This window comes from Neobacillus sp. FW104-15D2, from assembly GCF_058790155.1.
This window is the reverse complement of record NZ_JBYTCJ010000021.1, coordinates 86,554-102,266: the sequence shown is the minus strand read 5'-3', so window position 1 is coordinate 102,266 and position 15,713 is coordinate 86,554. Positions and strand designations below refer to the sequence as shown.

At 39.5% G+C, this 15,713-nt stretch carries 16 protein-coding genes and 1 riboswitch; of the genes, 2 read left to right on the top strand and 14 right to left on the bottom strand.

Annotation, left to right across the window (positions count from 1 at the left end; genetic code table 11):
- Nucleotides 1-105: 105 nt before the first annotated feature.
- Nucleotides 106-546: a MarR family winged helix-turn-helix transcriptional regulator gene (locus tag AC3WR0_RS16890; RefSeq protein WP_027323179.1), complete on the bottom strand. Its 441-nt coding sequence runs from the start codon at nt 544-546 to the stop codon at nt 106-108.
- A 196-nt stretch (nt 547-742) separates the two neighbouring features.
- On the opposite strand from AC3WR0_RS16890, the gene AC3WR0_RS16885 reads away from it, so the two are divergent.
- Nucleotides 743-2,239, top strand: a complete 1,497-nt coding sequence (locus AC3WR0_RS16885) for an ATP-binding protein (protein ID WP_492553396.1) — start codon at nt 743-745, stop codon at nt 2,237-2,239.
- Between the two features lie 67 nt (nt 2,240-2,306).
- Here the strand turns inward: AC3WR0_RS16885 and AC3WR0_RS16880 are convergent, their stop codons facing one another.
- The 3 genes from AC3WR0_RS16880 to AC3WR0_RS16870 form a co-directional block, all read right to left on the bottom strand.
- Entirely contained in the window at nt 2,307-3,314 is a 1,008-nt protein-coding gene (locus AC3WR0_RS16880; RefSeq protein WP_492553395.1) for a phosphotransferase enzyme family protein, read from the bottom strand.
- Entirely contained in the window at nt 3,298-4,443 is a 1,146-nt protein-coding gene (locus tag AC3WR0_RS16875) for an MFS transporter (RefSeq protein WP_492553394.1), read from the bottom strand. The genes AC3WR0_RS16880 and AC3WR0_RS16875 overlap by 17 nt, the downstream gene beginning before the upstream one ends.
- A gap of 211 nt (nt 4,444-4,654) precedes the next feature.
- On the bottom strand, nt 4,655-5,182 hold the full coding sequence (locus tag AC3WR0_RS16870) for a hemerythrin domain-containing protein (RefSeq protein WP_492553393.1): 528 nt from the start codon (nt 5,180-5,182) through the stop codon (nt 4,655-4,657).
- 387 nt (nt 5,183-5,569) lie between these two features.
- Here AC3WR0_RS16870 and AC3WR0_RS16865 point away from each other — a divergent pair, with 387 nt between their 5' ends.
- Nucleotides 5,570-5,920, top strand: coding sequence for a hypothetical protein (locus AC3WR0_RS16865; protein ID WP_492553392.1), 351 nt, complete (start codon nt 5,570-5,572; stop codon nt 5,918-5,920).
- Between the two features lie 221 nt (nt 5,921-6,141).
- Here AC3WR0_RS16865 and AC3WR0_RS16860 read toward each other — a convergent pair whose 3' ends face one another.
- The 10 genes from AC3WR0_RS16860 to AC3WR0_RS16815 all read right to left on the bottom strand — a co-directional run bounded on the left by AC3WR0_RS16860 (nt 6,142) and on the right by AC3WR0_RS16815 (nt 15,621).
- A complete protein-coding gene (locus AC3WR0_RS16860) occupies nt 6,142-6,426 on the bottom strand; it encodes a 4Fe-4S dicluster domain-containing protein (RefSeq protein ID WP_027323174.1) in 285 nt (94 codons plus the stop codon).
- Nucleotides 6,426-7,721, bottom strand: a complete 1,296-nt coding sequence (locus tag AC3WR0_RS16855) for an FAD-dependent oxidoreductase (RefSeq protein WP_492553391.1) — start codon at nt 7,719-7,721, stop codon at nt 6,426-6,428. Before AC3WR0_RS16855 ends, AC3WR0_RS16860 begins: the two co-directional genes overlap by 1 nt.
- Nucleotides 7,714-8,745, bottom strand: a complete 1,032-nt coding sequence (locus AC3WR0_RS16850) for an electron transfer flavoprotein subunit alpha/FixB family protein (protein ID WP_492553390.1) — start codon at nt 8,743-8,745, stop codon at nt 7,714-7,716. Before AC3WR0_RS16850 ends, AC3WR0_RS16855 begins: the two co-directional genes overlap by 8 nt.
- Before the next feature lie 32 nt (nt 8,746-8,777).
- Nucleotides 8,778-9,602 carry an electron transfer flavoprotein subunit beta/FixA family protein gene (locus AC3WR0_RS16845; RefSeq protein ID WP_492553389.1) on the bottom strand — a complete coding sequence of 275 codons (825 nt, stop codon included), beginning with the start codon at nt 9,600-9,602 and terminating at the stop codon, nt 8,778-8,780.
- 500 nt (nt 9,603-10,102) lie between these two features.
- On the bottom strand, nt 10,103-10,342 hold the full coding sequence (locus AC3WR0_RS16840) for a Spo0E family sporulation regulatory protein-aspartic acid phosphatase (RefSeq protein ID WP_027323170.1): 240 nt from the start codon (nt 10,340-10,342) through the stop codon (nt 10,103-10,105).
- A gap of 477 nt (nt 10,343-10,819) precedes the next feature.
- On the bottom strand, nt 10,820-11,347 hold the full coding sequence (locus tag AC3WR0_RS16835) for a 1,2-dihydroxy-3-keto-5-methylthiopentene dioxygenase (RefSeq protein WP_492553388.1): 528 nt from the start codon (nt 11,345-11,347) through the stop codon (nt 10,820-10,822).
- Nucleotides 11,348-11,377: 30 nt separating this feature from the next.
- Nucleotides 11,378-11,998, bottom strand: coding sequence for a methylthioribulose 1-phosphate dehydratase (locus tag AC3WR0_RS16830; RefSeq protein ID WP_492553387.1), 621 nt, complete (start codon nt 11,996-11,998; stop codon nt 11,378-11,380).
- On the bottom strand, nt 11,985-12,662 hold the full coding sequence (locus tag AC3WR0_RS16825) for a 2-hydroxy-3-keto-5-methylthiopentenyl-1-phosphate phosphatase (RefSeq protein ID WP_492553386.1): 678 nt from the start codon (nt 12,660-12,662) through the stop codon (nt 11,985-11,987). The genes AC3WR0_RS16830 and AC3WR0_RS16825 overlap by 14 nt, the downstream gene beginning before the upstream one ends.
- Nucleotides 12,662-13,873 (bottom strand): 2,3-diketo-5-methylthiopentyl-1-phosphate enolase, encoded by a 1,212-nt coding sequence (gene mtnW, locus AC3WR0_RS16820; protein ID WP_492553385.1) that lies wholly within the window; start codon nt 13,871-13,873, stop codon nt 12,662-12,664. The genes AC3WR0_RS16825 and mtnW overlap by 1 nt, the downstream gene beginning before the upstream one ends.
- A gap of 377 nt (nt 13,874-14,250) precedes the next feature.
- A riboswitch (SAM riboswitch) is annotated at nt 14,251-14,358 on the bottom strand.
- Between the two features lie 84 nt (nt 14,359-14,442).
- Nucleotides 14,443-15,621, bottom strand: coding sequence for a pyridoxal phosphate-dependent aminotransferase (locus AC3WR0_RS16815; RefSeq protein WP_492553384.1), 1,179 nt, complete (start codon nt 15,619-15,621; stop codon nt 14,443-14,445).
- Nucleotides 15,622-15,713 lie beyond the last annotated feature (92 nt).

Sequence of the window (15,713 nt, the reverse complement as noted above, 5' to 3'; positions counted from 1 at the left end):
TTCCTTAGTGGTTGGTCGATGTGTACCCCCACAGTGGACTTTCACCACCTAGATAGTTGCCATGCCTGGCACACCAATAAAAAAAATACGGTTTTCACCGTATTTTTAAAACTTGCCTGCAGGGATTCCAAGTTTTTTCAGGAGTCTGATTGCTTCCTCTTTTTCCTGGATGTCCAGGCTGGACATCAATTCATGTATTCTTTGTGCATGTTCAGGAAAAATCCCTTCAATAAATTGTTTTCCCTCGTCAGTTATCTGAGCATAAGTTACCCTTCTGTCTTTTGGACAGGCGATTCTTCTAAGCATTCCCTTTTGTTCCAGTTTATCGACAACATATGTGATACTTCCGCTGGCTAAAAGGATTTTACTGCCAATTTGCTGCATCGGCTGATCACCTTTGTGAAATAAAAGCTCCATAACAGCAAATTCTGTAGGGTTTAAGCCATGCTCTTGTATATATCTATTAACATGTTCATTAAGAGCTTTATAAGCTCTTGACAATACGATAAACAGCTTAAGGGATTGTGATACTGATTCATTTTCCATAGAAATCAATCCTTTTGGGTAATAGAATTATCTCGAATTCAAAATTATTATATGAAAATAAATGCATCCTGTCAATTTACCATGGAATCAACCGGGAAAGAACATATTTATTCCCATTACAGAAGTCTCCCCTAAATCTGCCACTAATGCTATAATAGACTCATATTTACCTATCAATGACCTAAGGAAAATACCTATGAATATACATCAGAAAAATATTATCGTATATATTCTCCTCGTGATTCTCCCTTTTCTCCTTGGAACTGGTTATTTTTATCACGATCTTTTAAAAAAGGATACCCAGGTCCGAAAGGAGAAAGCGGAATGGATAGGTACTATTCATCAGCAAAGCTGGGACGAGTTTATAACCCAAACGAATACCAGCTTGGATATCGTCTCTCTTTCCGCCAAAATTAATAGCGGTTCTCCTCAGAAAAACGAGCCTCTATTAAGGGATATTCAGCAAAGAGATTCACGGTATGGAGGACTTTATTTACTCGACAGTGCTGGAATAAAATTAGTTGGTTCTAACCTCCTGCCAGACAGTTCTCTCCTTGCAAACAAGGATTATATTAAAGAACTGATACAGACCAGAGATACTGTGATTTCGAATCATCCTGAATATATAAGCAATCATCAGGAAATTATCGGGCTTGCTTCTCCAGTTTTGGATAATAAAGGTGAGCTAAGTGCGATTCTTGTAGCCTATTTAAGAATAGACTATTTGAAAAATCTGATGAAATTAGTAACTCCTGATGCAAAGCTATATATAGCAAATGCAGATCAAGATCCAATTCTTAAGATTAATATTGATAAAGATAGTAAGCTTACAGGTACTGACTGGCTGGTAAAACCAATCAACAGGCTCCCCTGGTCCATTCATGTCCAGTTGCCCGCTCCGGATTACAGTACTATTATTAAGACATTAATAAAAAATTTGCTTTTTCTTTTAATTATATCCCATGTTTTCTATTTATTAATCAAATACCTGCTTTTAAAAAGGCAGACCGAAAAAGAAAGACTTCAATATGAAGCACAAAAACTTGAATTGGTTGGCACACTTGCTGCCAGTACAGCCCATGAGATCCGGAACCCGCTTACAGGCATAAAAGGGCTTCTACAGCTGCTCGGAGAGAAGTATAAAGATGCAGATGACCAGTATTATTTTCAGGTCATTGACACAGAGCTTCAGCGAATTAATGAAATTGCAAGTGAGTTTCTTATTCTGGGAAAACCTACTGCCCAAAACAGAGAAATAATCGATTTGTCCGCAATTGTAAACGAATTGCAGCCTCTCGTTATTTCAGAAGGAAATTCCTATAGCTCCGTTTGTTCCTGGGAGGTTCCCCCTGAACCAATAAGGATTGAGGGAATAAAGGACCAGATTAAACAGGTTCTTTTAAACCTCTCCAAAAATTCCTTTGAATCAATGAAAATTGGCGGAACGCTCACAATCCGCCTATATAAAACGAAGCAGCAAGCAAAATTAGAAATTGCAGATACTGGGGAAGGAATACAAAAAAAAGATTTAGAAAAGATCTTCCATCCTTTTTATACTTCCAAGGATACAGGAACGGGACTAGGACTCGTGATTTGCAAGCGAATTATTGAATCCATGGGCGGTACTATTTCCATTGAAAGTACACTGTCTGTCGGTACCACTGTATTTATTTCGCTGCCACTCCAACACTAATGGAAATGTACTTTTAAAAATCAAAAGCTGCCCTTCAAAAGAAGGCAGCTTTTGATTTTTCCTCAGATTAGGAGTTTACCGACATTATTTCATCCTCTGAAAGATCAATGATGGCCCTGTTTGAAAGGATCCGATCCCTAATTTTATCCATCATATTAAGGATATTTTCATTCCTTTCTTCCAAAGGAATCTTTTTTTCCAGAACTGAATACAGGGTTATATCCCTGAGCCGTAAAAAGAGCGGAAGCTGTTTGAATAAATCAGTTGGGAGTTCGTTATGTTTCTGATATCCAGTCAAGAACTTCCGGTAAAAGTTAACTGAAAATTTCTTCGCTTCTGCTTCATCGTTCCCAGGGAAGCCATAAAGAAGAGAATAATAGAGTGGGATGGCAATATCAGAAGCGAACCAGTGATAACTGCAATCATCAAAATCGAAAACATGAACGGTTTCACCATCAAAGAAAAAATTACCCGAATGTACGTCTGAATGAATAAGCCCATAATTGCTGCGATTCGCCGGAAGACTCTCCAGCTCTTTAATGATGGCGTTTGTATTCTTGACAATGTCATTCTCTAAAACATATTGTTCAATGTCCAAAAGCTCTTCTTCGTCCCAAGAAGGCCTCGTATGCCCTGAAGGCTTATACCCTTTTGTTACCGCATGCATTTTACCGATTATTTCCCCCCAGGCAAAAAAGAGCTTATCATTAAATTCAGGGGCTCCCACTTTAACCAAAGAACCAGGGGCCTTTGAATATAAGCAGGCATAAAAATTCGATCCGTCCTCAGCTGCGGCTGTTTCCACCCAAAGCTTCTGCTTTGAACGATAGCATCCCGGACAGGTGACTCCGTTTTTATGCAAAAAGTCCATCCACTCAAGCTCAGAATCGATTTCCTCTTTTTTTCTGTGTGAGCTGTGAGTAACACGAAGAATAGCAGGTTTACCCCTATAGGTAACTTCAAAAACATAATTTTCAAAGTCCCCCAGTTTTTTACACTCCCCAGCTGCATCAAATCTTGCCATTAAATCTTGAAGTATGTCACTTTTAAATAATCTCTCAACGGTTTGTTCCAAATTGACCCACCCTTACCCTTTTATAAAAAAATATTACCCCTGCTGCCAATATACCTTGCAAGATCCACATGTTTTCCCGCAATCCTAAAGCAGCTGCAAGCGATGGTGCTGCACCGAATCCCACAAAAAAACCTAAACGATTAAAAAAAGCCTGGATACCAAATGAGCGCCCTCTTACTGTTCTACTTTCCTTTTGTATGATAGAAGCTGCCGCTGTTTGCCCTGCACTATCAAAAACACCCCCTATCAGAAGAAAACACGCTGCAGCAAAGATGTTATTAACAGAAAAAGCAACAGCAATGCTAAAGGAGAAGAAGAATAAATATTGAAAGTAACTCTTTTCTAAATAATGTCTTCGCTTAATTAAACTGCCTAAATAGCTGCCAACCGCAGCAGATGACCAAAAGACTCCATTCATTAAGGATGCTTTTTCGTACTCTGAGGCTAGCAAAGGAAGCGAAAAATTATAACCCGCTACTGCCAGGCTGTAGAAAAAGGCTATAAACCATATTGGTGCCAAGGATTCGCTTTTATTTAATAACTCCTTAAATTGAAGATTCTTTTTTTCTATTATAATGTTGACTTTCTCAGCCTTTGAGTTCCAGCGCAAGAAGGTCAGGACTGCTGCACTTGTAAAAAACGTAAAACTATCAAATACTGCTATTGGCTGAATGCCATAGTTTTCTGCAATCCACCCACCTGCTGAAAACCCAATGATACTCGAAACTGAACTGACTCTTAGAATAAGAGCATTACCGTTATATGCATTTTTAGCTCCAAATATTTCCGGTATAGAAGAAGAATAGCTAATATAAAAGGTTTGGTAAGTGCAGCCCATTATAAAAGCAGATACCCATACTGCTATTGGATGATAGAAAAAAAGCGGTATTAAAACAGCTGCCCCGTTTGCTATTTCACTGCCAAGCATAATTAGCCGCTTATCCCAATTATCTGCTAACCTGCCGGCTAATAAACTAGTAAGCAGTCCACCTATTTGACGAACTAGGAAAAATATCATCAGATTCCATTCTGAGGATGGAAACAAAAGCAGAAAACCTGTAAGTGCCATGAAATTCATACGGGAAGCAAATTCTGAAAAGCTAACAAGAAAGATATAATTTCTTAACATTTTTCTAAACCTCCTTATAAAGGTGGTTCAGATTCAACCCCCTTTAGGGGCGTTGGGAAATGATTTCTGTCACCATCTGCTTTCCTCCTTATATGTAAAATTTCATTAAATATATACAGGGATGTTGATACTCTTCCACCTTGTTAAATTATAGTTTAAATTTTTAAAAAAATTAATAGCCTAATAAAAAAAGAATGGGATGTCCCATTCTTTACTTAATCTCATTAATTTTCCTTGCAAGTTCTTCTTTTTCCTCATCAGAAAGCATTCTTTCCGCCATAGGGAAAAGGACATTTTCCTCTTTTGCAAAGTGCTCGGTCAATGTGACATACGCACTTTTTATTAAATGTGCTTGTTCTTTCATTTCCTCTATAGATAGTATACGATCTTCCAAAGCAGTTTTCAGAAAGGATCCAATATAGCCTTTTGCCTGGTCATGCTCATATTCCATCACTGCAATTGGGCCAGATGTGGTTCCAACATAGGCACCCATCATCGGAAAAAGAACTCCTTCTTCCCTTTCTGAATGGGGATCAAGCTCCGCCTTAAACTCTGACACCCTGCGAATCAATTCAGTAAAATTATTCTCTATACTTTCTTCCTTTTCAATTTGCTGAACCAGATTATATTGAAATTCCAATTTCTCTAATAATGATGGGTGTTCACTTTTTAATTGCTTCAAGCCTTCGGATAATACACCTGTTGGCATACCGCCAAAACCACTCATACAGCCGTTCATTTATATGGCTCCTTTCAAACTTTTATGAACTCAGTATAACGCCGGCAATAGAAAATAGTTGTGATGCGTGTCACATTTCATATCTTTAATAAAGATTTGTTAATCTGTCAGTGAATTTCGCTTTCCGTAGGACATGAATAGCACCCTTAAAATCGCCCATGCACGAAGGAAATGCGATAGTATTTCCGAGGAGTCTCGCGTCTTTCAATCAAAATAAGGAAAAATCAACAATGAGCTTTTACAGAGCTTAAAATTCAAAAATTGAATATACTTTTTCTGAAAATTTGGAAGCGCTTTTAAATTTCTTGAAATCTTAACATTTAAATCGAAATAATGCTGTAAATTCACATATAATGTAGTTATAGAAGCTATAGGGAGGGCTAAATTATGTACAATCCTAATTACCGGGATTTTTATCAGACAGGATTAATTCCAATTGGCTTAAAGGATCAGCTCGCACTGTTAGAAGCAGAAATAACTCCTCCGAATCAGGTCCGCTCCACACACTGGTTAATTGCTCTGGAAGGTGAGCCTGCATTCGAAGATACAGAATATTATCATTGGAAAGTGAGTATATACCCAGCTGACTCGGAAGGATCTTTTTCATGGAAACATCCCTACTTTTCATCCCAGCTGTTTGATTCGTTCAATAATGCCGCGGAACTGGCAAAATCATATGCAAGCTTTAGTAAAAAAGACGAGATTTTCTCCTCAGGCCTTCAAGAAAAAATAAGTTAATCACACTTCAATATCCCCTTGCTTCACCTCTTTTTAAACCTCCTTGTGAATAACCATACATATAGTGTTAATACGACATTTTACCCCTTTTATGCGAAATTTCCCGGAAAATAAGTCAACTTAAATATCGTGCCCCTCTTACCGTTTCAGGTTGCCCTGAAATTTATTTATGTGTGCAAAAAAGGCTTCCCTCCTATACTAGAGGGAAAGCCTTTTGTTTTTTAAGCCATTCTGAAAACGATTCCGTGTCCGCCCTTTGGATATTCCCATTTTATGTTCTGGTATGGACAGCCAATGCGACAGCTTCCGCATTCATGGCAGCCTTCGTAGCCTACCTGCATACGTGTTCCTTCCCACTTATAAACCTCTGCTGGGCAAAATACTGTACAAATTTTATCGGGACATTGTGTCATGCATACATCATGATCCAGTACGGTCAAATGAGATTTCGTATCACATTTAAAACGGAGGAGATACTGTTTTTCCTCGATATTTTTCGTTGACATTATTTCACCGCCTTCCAAGCTCGATACATATCCTGAATTACACGGATTGTGCCTCTTTCCGCTGTAATGCTCTTCATAATTTGTTTTTGTTTGTCACGTTTTGGTGTACCATCTACCGTAAAGAATTTGCTCATTGCTTTATTCATCATTGGTACATATTCTTTAAAGTATTGCGGGTACTTTTCAAAGGTATGAGCAGCATCTTTATATTTCTCTAAATCCTTCATGATAAAGCTTCCATATAAAGCTTCACGGTAGCTATTCAGGCTTGATTCACTGTAATTATTTCTTTCCTTTGCCTTAATTACAGCTTCTGCAGCCAATTTACCTGAATACATGGCCATATTAGAACCTTCACGGTGAATCGCATTAACAAGCTGTGCTGCATCTCCAACTACGAGGACACCATTTCCGGCTACCTTTGGAACAGATCGGAAACCGCCTTCTGGTATAAGGTGGGCCAGATATTCTGCTGACTCGCCTCCCTGAAGAATAGATTTGACCATTGGATGGTTTTTAAGATAATCAAGAAGATCATACGGCTTCAGCTTAGCTTTTATCATACTTGATAGCGTAGTTCCAACCCCAATATTCAGGCTGTCCTTATTTGTATAAAGGAAGGCTGTACCAAGGTTCCCCTTGGTAGAATCCCCAAAAATTTCAATGGTTGTTCCCTGGTTTTCCTCAAGGTTAAACCGGTCATTTATTTTTTCTTTTGGCATGTTGATAACTTCCATAACAGTTAGTGCTACCTCATCGGGTCTGAATTCCTTATGGAATCCAAGCTGCTTGGATAGAAGTGAGTTTACTCCATCCGCAAGAACTACCACATCTGCATGGAGCTCTCCATCAGGACGGTCGGTCCTAACTCCAATAACCTTTCCGTTTTCTACAATACATTCAGTAACCACAGTTTCATTAATTAGAAGCGCTCCAGCTTCAACCGCTTTTTGAGCAAACCACTGATCAAACTGCGCTCTTAAAATAGTAAAGTTGTTGTATGGCTCTGCTCCCCATTCCAATCCTTTATAACCGAAGGAAACAACCGACTCTTTATCCAGCATCCAGAAACGCTGCTCAATTATAGGCCGCTCCAGTGGTGCCTCTTTCCAAAATTCAGGAATTAGTTCCTCTAGTTGTTTACGGTATAAAACCCCGCCCATAACGTTTTTGCTTCCCGGGTATTCGCCTCTCTCAATTAAAAGAACTTTCAGCCCTGCCCTAGCGGTTTGAAGAGCACAGGCTGTGCCTGCTGGTCCTGCTCCTACAATGATTACGTCAAATTTTTCAGGCATAGCTGATTTCACCACCTTGATTGATAGGAACTTGTTTAAATTCCTCGATTAATTTTGGAATGATTTCCATGGCGTCTCCTACAATTCCATATGTTGCTACATCAAATATAGGCGCATTTGGATCTTTATTTATAGCAATAATAATTTCTGAGTTTTTCATTCCTACCACATGCTGGATTGCCCCTGAAACGGCAACAGCGAAGTAGATTTTCGGTGTGACTGTTTCACCAGTCTGCCCGATTTGTAAATGATGAGGAAGCCATCCTGCTTCAACAACGTCACGTGTTCCGCCAACACTGGCACCAATTGTTTCGGCAAGCTCATATAACAATCCGAAGTTTTGCAGGTCTCCCATGCCTTTTCCTCCGCAAACTATTACATGTGCCTCTGCAAGATTGGCATTTTTTGTTACATCCTTCACAATTTGGAGAACCTTTGTCCGCATATCTTCTTCGGCGAGAGATATGATTTCTACTATAATTTTACCCGACCGTGTTGTGTCTGGTTCAAGAGCTTTCATAACCTTTGGCCTTACAGTGGCCATTTGCGGACGGTGTTTTTTACAGAGAATGGTTGCCATGATATTACCGCCAAATGCTGGACGGCTTGCCTCAAGCAGCCTGTTATCCACATCCACATCAAGCATAGTGGTATCTGCTGTCAGTCCGGTATTCAGGTCTGTCGCGACAGCGCTGGCCAAATCTTTCCCATTGGGAGTAGCACCATAAAGGAAAATTTCCGGTTTATATTTTTCGGCAAGCAGCATGATACATTTCATATAGGATTCAGTCCGGTAATCCTTCAGGACCGGATGATCGATAATATAAACTTCATCAGCTCCGCCTGTAATAACCTCCGAAGCCAAAGGCTTTATTCCTTCACCAAGCAAAACTCCCGCCAGTGGAACATTTAATTTATCTGCAAGTTTTCGGCCTGCACCAAGCAATTCAAGAGAAACTCCTTCTATTACTCTATCGATTTGCTCAATGAATACCCAGACTCCCTGGTATTCTTCCAGTTTCATTGGTACTCCTCCTCGCTAGTTCGATTGTTAATTTATTTGGAAGATTGGAGAGAAAGAACCTCTTTTTTCTCCATTAAAATTCCCATTAGCTGTTTTACCTGCTCATCTGATGAACCTTCAAGCCTTTTTCCGCCCTCTGGTTTTGGAGGAGTAAACATTTTCCCTACAATCGTTGGCGAGCCTTTTAATCCCAACTGGGTGCGCTCAACATTTTCCAGATCTGCTACAGTCCATATGACTGGTTCATATCGTACTGCCTTGATTATATTTGGAAGCGGAGAATAATCTATGCTATTAATTTCTTTTTCTACTGTCAGCAGACAAGGTAATTCTGCCTGGATCAATTCATTGCCATTTGTTGATTTCCTTTTGATTAAAACTGTTTTTTCCTGTTCGTTCACCTCTGTTACTTCAATTACATTGGTAACAGGAGGTATATCCATCCGTCTTGCAATACCTGGTCCAACCTGGCCTGTATCACCATCAATTGCATGTTTACCGCAAATGACCATGTCCACAGGAAGGTCCTTTCCGATTCTCTCCAGCGCCTTCGATAACGCATAGCTGGTTGCGAGGGTGTCTGCACCTGCGAAGGCCCGGTCAGAGATTAAATACCCTCTGTCAGCACCTATTTCGATGCTTTTCTTTATTACCGCTGTCGCCTGGGGTGGTCCCATGGATAGGACAGAAATAGTTCCGCCTGTCTTTTCTCTGATTTTTACTGCCTCCTGGACCGCATGCGCATCGTATGGATTAAGAATGGCAGGTGCACTGCGGCGGTCGAGTGTGTTGGTTTTTGGGTTAATTTTAATAATTTTAGTATCAGGAACTTGCTTGACACAGACGACAATGTGCATGTAAAACTTACCTCCTCTATAGGATGAAAAATGTGAAAGCGATTTCTTTTCTTTTATTTGAAAATGCTTGATATTACGATATATGAATCGCAATATAGGCATAGTACAAAACTATGAAGTTTTTTCTAATTGTGTAATTCTGAGATTGTCTGTCGGTAACTTATAACGCTTACATAAAATAAGTACTTTTTATATTGCATTATGCTGTGGTCTTAAGAGGAAGAGGAAGAAAAGAACTGTAAAAATAAATCTACAATACTACTATAAAAAATATACAGATATAAACAATGATAAAAATCACATTATATGGGGAAAAACGTGAGATCAATAAACTTTCGAAATATCGACATAAAAATTGCGGAGAATATTTCATTAGTGGTGGATGAGCAAAACAGGAAAAGCCAATAATTAAAGGAAGGGCGTGAAGATTTAAGTTTTTAAAATCCAATGAGGCTGCCCCATTTACTTTGGGACAGCCTCTGCCAAACTTATATTTTATTTTAAAAGGCCGCCCCTGAAAGTCGGAATAAGATTTTTTGAAAAACCATTTTAACATCTTCAAAAGATGATTGTTGGGAAGCCTGCTGATATTCAAAAATCAATTGGTCTAGTTCCTGGCTGCATTTAATAGTTTTTTCATTAGTAAAACCATAATTCATTCCCGCTTTTATCATTTCATCTCTCTTGGAGTTTATCTCCGATAGCATACTTCTCAGGCGCCGATTGCTTTTCTGATACAACTTTTTTCTCCTCCTAAATTAAACCAATTGCCTGCCTTATGAAAAAAATAGGCTACCTGATGCATTATGACAACTTTTTATTGCTCTGTAAATGAATTCGCAAAAGAAGACAAAACTTCCTAAAATTAGCAACTTTCGACACAGAAAAAGATAAAAAGAATGCTTTTTCCGACATTCCTTTTATCTTTTCCGCTTCCTAATTATGTAATTTACTTACTTTTATAGGTAATAAAATAATTCATTTAAATTGCATTATTTTTTTCTATTAATACGCTAAAGGAATATTTTTGGCAAATACTTTTTGTTTACATACCTCTTGCGTAAGAAGAGCGCAAGCACCCTCAAGGTCATACTTGATGCAAGATACTCAAGGAAGCTTTACAGAGATGCATACTCGCTGGGCGCTGTAGGTAATACTTTACTTTCTTAACAATTAAAAAATCGGCTGATGAGATCATCAGCCGATTCATTTTATTATTAAGCTTCCTGTTGTTCGTAAATTGGCACCCAGCCTTCAGTTGTTACAAAAATTCGGATTGCTACAACCTTACGATCATCCTGAAGTGTAAAGTAATGGCGTACATTCTCAGGAACTGAAATCAAATCTCCTGGCTCTAAAAAGACATCAAAGAATTCTCCGTCTTTTCCTTGAATAACAAATACTCCGTGGCCGCTTACAATAAAACGAACCTCATCATCAGTATGATGGTGCTCCTGCTGAAAGTTTTTTAAGAGCTGATCAAGGTTTGGTGTAGTATCGGACAAGGAAATAACGTCCTGTGCTTTATAGCCTCTTTTTTCTGAAATATCAGTAATTTCAACTTCAAATGCGTTTAGAATTTGATCTTTTTCTTCATCAGAAAGTGCATATTTTTCCTTAAGTGCTTCTGGAAGTTTATTAATATCCCATTTTTCATAAATAACTTCCTGGCTATTTAGAAAGCTGATTACTTCCTCAGTTCCATGAATTTCTTCTACTCTGTTTTGAAATTTAATAAATGCCATTTTTTTATCTTCCTTTCTATAAATATGATTTTAAATTAATTGATAAGGCTTATGTTCAAGGAGGCGCAATTGATATTTACACAAAAACTCGGAAGCTTCCAATATCTTTTTTGCCTCAAATGCATTTCTTCCCCAAACTGTAATGCCATGGTTACGAATAAGTACAGCACCGGTATCTTCGTGTAAATGTTCTGAAAAAGCGTTGGCCAATGTAGGGATATGAGCGTAATTTTTTATAATAGGGATTCGGAGTACAGCGTCTTCCTCCCATTTATCAAAAGCTTTAATTAGCTCTTGCCCCTGAAAGGTAACCTCTCCCCGATCTCCAAAAACCTCAGAAATTACATTGTTATCAATTGTATGAACGTGAAGGCTGCAGCCGGCACTGGTCTTTCTGTAAATCTCTACGTGAAGGAGGGTTTCAGCTGAAGGCTTTAAATGCGTTTCCTCAACCGGACGGCCATGCTCATCTACCAGCAGGAAATCCTCTAGTGTTCTTTTCCGCTTATCCTTCCCGCTAGCTGTTACAAGAAACTGCAGGGGCTTATCACTCACTTTAATAGCAAGGTTTCCGCTGGTACCCATAAACCAATCCCTTTGTGACAATTCATCCTTCACATCAGCAAGTTCAGTCCATCTATCCTTTAACATTTAATGCTTTCACCTCAATCCTATTCTTTATTACTTCGATGCAATCAAGAAAAGTTTCGAATGGCTCATGGGTTAAATTCCATTCATGACACTTTTCAAGCAGAAGATCCCTGGCCAGTACAAAGTCAACCTGTTTAGCTGCTTCTAGATCTGTAACTGAATCACCGATGAGGATTTTAAAAACGTCCTGGTGACCTAGTTCCCTAATAATAGAAGGTTTACAGCATCCACAGTCATTTTGGCAGGAAGAATCACATTGATGAGGCCAGAGAATTTCTATTGTCTCTTCCTCAAAGCTTGAGCCATTGCAATAAATACCGTCAAATGGACCGAATTCTTCCAGGACAGCAAGTACAAAAAAGTCTATTCCGCCGCTAATTATATATAAAGGAATGTCCTCTTCCCTGGCAAAATCAATAAACTCTCTAAATCCCTTGCGGATTCTGGCATTTTTAATTGCAAAACTGATAATTTCATCCCTTTTGGAACTCGGTATCAGCGAAAACAAACGTCCCACACCTTCACGAACAGAAATTTGACGAGATAGGATTTGGTCCTTTATCTCTTCCCAGCCGTCCGGTGCAAATTCTTTCATTACGGCAATAATGTTATCTTTTTCGGTAATGGTTCCGTCAAAATCACAATAAATAACTGGTTTTACCATTAAGAGTTCACCTCTGCATTTCCCCAGATATCAAGTGCCTTTCGCAGTTCTGGATACTTTTGTGATCCTTCAGCTAAAGCCTTTCCTTCCAGTTTCACATCAATCGCCTGCCTGAACGCAATACCTCCACCGCGCGCGCCATCCGGGTGTCCATGAACCCCTCCGCCAGCATTGATAGCAGAGTCAATTCCAAAATCACGGAATAATAGCGGTACCAGACCAGGGTGAATACCTGCCGACGGGACAGGAAAGACCCTTTTGAACTCATCTTGTTTTCTTAGTTCTTCAGCTATTTCTAAGGTCCGGTCCCTCTCAAGAGCTACGGACCCATAAGGCGAAGGGAACAAAGATAAGTCAGCACCGGCATAACGAAGAAGTTTTCCAAGAAGCAGCGCATGAGAGATGCCATATACAGGTGATGAGGTAAATGCTCCACTTACAGCTGGGTGTGCCATCAAAGGCAAAGCAATCTCATCATCCTCTCTTAGCTCCTGAAGAACATCCAACCCGTAGGAAAAAACATTGAACAGCAGCAAATCGGCTCCCAGTTCAGCGGCCTTGCGTGCTTTCGACTTTAATTCTGATGTTCTTCCCGTCAAATTAACCGCATACAAGGTTCGGTGTCCAGTTTGTTCATAAACCTCATCCAGTGCCTTTTTTCCTTCGATAATCCTTTTTTCAAAAGGAGTTAATTCATTTTCAAAAAGAATTTCGTCATCCTTTACAAGGTCAATCCCGCCTAAAGCCTGTTCTTTCAGCTGGCGGACTAAAAATTCAATATCTTTGCCAAGAACTCCTTTGAAAATGCTCATTAACAGCGGACGGCCATAAACACCTGTCTTTTGTCTTAAGCCGTCAATTCCAAATCGAGGGCCAGGAAAATTACCTTTAAGCGCTTGGTCGAATTCGAGATCGAGCAGCTTAATTTTCCCATCAAGAGAAAGCTTTCCAAAAACAGTAGTCAGGATTGCAGGCAAATCTGCCGAGAAGTTAGCGGCAGGATAGGCAATTTTAATAATCGATTGGCTACCTTTTTCTGAGGGAGCAGCTTCAATCGATACTACTCTTCCCTTATGCTTTCTTAGCTGGCTTTTCTCAAGTTCCGGCAGGTTTGTCCATGAACCGACAGTAAGACCAAGTGCTATCTCTTCGGCCTTTTTTTCGGGATTTTTTTCATCATGTAATAAATAAACTGCAATTAACTCACTCATGTTGTAATCTTCCTTTCTCAGTATCCAGGAACAATTGGCAATGCTTTTCTGCCCCACTTTCTCCGGGCCTCGACAGGCATAGAACGAATCCCGCAGTCATCCTCGGAAAAACTGTAGCCTTTCCTTCGTGCGAAGCTGAATGTTTCCGAAGCGTTCCTTGTCCTGATTTCTGGAGGGGTTTGGCTTATGAGACTCTTCGAATCATCACCAGTCGCTCGTGATCCTCACAAAATATTCAAAGAAGCATATTCCCGGGAAACTGCCTGGGCGCTGAAGCTAAATTCCAATAATTTTGTTTGGGTTTATCCACAAGTAAAATTCCTTAACAATAAAAAAACCTCTTCAGAAAGAAGAGGTTAGCATACCAAACTAACATCTTCTTATCTTTCAGCTATTTGCTGCAAGAATTAGCACCGTGCTAAACCAGCGTTTAGTCGGTTGCCGGGCTTCATCGGGCTCGTCCCTCCACCTGCTCTTGATAAGAAAAAAATTAATTAATTTATTAAGATTTTCATAATGTTAAAATTAAATTCAATTAGGATTATCGCAAGAATTTTTTGGGTTGTCAACTATTTTTTGAAAATTCCTAATGCACCTATTCTTTCAACAGCTTCCTTTAGCCTTTCTTCAGAGCTTAATAGTCCAACGCGGACAAAACCTTCCCCGTATTCTCCAAAGCCAACTCCGGGTGCCACCATAATATGGGCCTTTTCAAGAAGGATATTAGCGAATTCTTCTGAAGTCAGTCCTTTCGGAACCTTCAGCCAAGCAAAGAAAGAACCTTTTGGTCCGCTAACTTCCCATCCTAAATCCTGAAGTCCGCCAATCAGTGCATTCCTGCGTTTTTCGTACAATGCATTCAATTCGCGAACACAATCCTGCGGACCGTTTAAAGCTTCAGCAGCGGCTTCCTGAACGGCCCCGAACAAACTTACATATAAATGGTCCTGCAATAGCTCAATAGCAGAAATGACATTTTTATTTCCGACCGCGAATCCTACCCGCCATCCGGCCATATTATAGGTTTTAGATAAAGTGTAAATTTCTATGCCTACGTCCTTAGCCCCTTCAGTCTGCAGGAAACTAAGCGGCTTTTCTCCATCAAAGCCAATCGCACCATATGCAAAGTCATGTACTACGCAAATATCATTCTCGTTAGCAAGCTGTACTGTCTTTTCAAAAAAATCTGCCGTTGCGGTGGCACCTGTCGGGTTATTAGGATAATTAAGAAACATCAATTTTGCATTTGAAATTACCTCTGTTGACAATTCATTATAATCCGGCAGAAAGGAGTTTTCCTCCCTTAAAGGCATGATCTCCATGTTCGCCTGTGCCAATGCCACACCAGACCAGTAATCAGGATACCCTGGATCAGGAACCAGCAGGGTGTCTCCGGGATTTAAAAGACATTGCGGGATTTCCACCAACCCAGCTTTTCCTCCAAACAGGATAGCCACTTCTTTTTCAGGATCTATTTTTACCCCATATTCTCTTAAATAATATTGGGCAGCAGCTTCCTTTAGGTATTTAAAGCCCTGAAAAGGTGAATATTTATGATTTATCGGATTGGCAACTGCCTCTTGGAGTTTTTTCACAATGTGTGCCGGTGTAGGCTGGTCAGGATTTCCCTGTCCAAGGTTTATAACATCATGCCCATTTTCTATATATTCTCCAACCCTTTTTACCAATGAAGCAAAAAACTGTTTTGGGAGACTGTTCAGCAAATCTGATTGTGCAAATTTTTTCATTTCGACACCTGCTTTAGTTTTCATTTTTTTATTGGAAAATCTAGTGACAAATGATATAACGATAGTGGCAGCTTGTAAAGTGAAAATTTTTA

What these genes read in the sequence shown, in the direction of transcription:
- AC3WR0_RS16890 (WP_027323179.1), bottom strand. Translation starts at nt 546, where the DNA reads ATGGAAAATGAATCAGTATCACAATCCCTTAAGCTGTTTATCGTATTG.
- AC3WR0_RS16885 (WP_492553396.1), top strand. Translation starts at nt 743, where the DNA reads ATGAATATACATCAGAAAAATATTATCGTATATATTCTCCTCGTGATT.
- AC3WR0_RS16875 (WP_492553394.1), bottom strand. Translation starts at nt 4,443, where the DNA reads ATGTTAAGAAATTATATCTTTCTTGTTAGCTTTTCAGAATTTGCTTCC.
- AC3WR0_RS16870 (WP_492553393.1), bottom strand. Translation starts at nt 5,182, where the DNA reads ATGAACGGCTGTATGAGTGGTTTTGGCGGTATGCCAACAGGTGTATTA.
- AC3WR0_RS16865 (WP_492553392.1), top strand. Translation starts at nt 5,570, where the DNA reads ATGTACAATCCTAATTACCGGGATTTTTATCAGACAGGATTAATTCCA.
- AC3WR0_RS16860 (WP_027323174.1), bottom strand. Translation starts at nt 6,426, where the DNA reads ATGTCAACGAAAAATATCGAGGAAAAACAGTATCTCCTCCGTTTTAAA.
- AC3WR0_RS16855 (WP_492553391.1), bottom strand. Translation starts at nt 7,721, where the DNA reads ATGCCTGAAAAATTTGACGTAATCATTGTAGGAGCAGGACCAGCAGGC.
- AC3WR0_RS16850 (WP_492553390.1), bottom strand. Translation starts at nt 8,745, where the DNA reads ATGAAACTGGAAGAATACCAGGGAGTCTGGGTATTCATTGAGCAAATC.
- AC3WR0_RS16845 (WP_492553389.1), bottom strand. Translation starts at nt 9,602, where the DNA reads ATGCACATTGTCGTCTGTGTCAAGCAAGTTCCTGATACTAAAATTATT.
- AC3WR0_RS16835 (WP_492553388.1), bottom strand. Translation starts at nt 11,347, where the DNA reads ATGGCATTTATTAAATTTCAAAACAGAGTAGAAGAAATTCATGGAACT.
- AC3WR0_RS16830 (WP_492553387.1), bottom strand. Translation starts at nt 11,998, where the DNA reads ATGTTAAAGGATAGATGGACTGAACTTGCTGATGTGAAGGATGAATTG.
- AC3WR0_RS16825 (WP_492553386.1), bottom strand. Translation starts at nt 12,662, where the DNA reads ATGGTAAAACCAGTTATTTATTGTGATTTTGACGGAACCATTACCGAA.
- mtnW (WP_492553385.1), bottom strand. Translation starts at nt 13,873, where the DNA reads ATGAGTGAGTTAATTGCAGTTTATTTATTACATGATGAAAAAAATCCC.
- AC3WR0_RS16815 (WP_492553384.1), bottom strand. Translation starts at nt 15,621, where the DNA reads ATGAAAAAATTTGCACAATCAGATTTGCTGAACAGTCTCCCAAAACAG.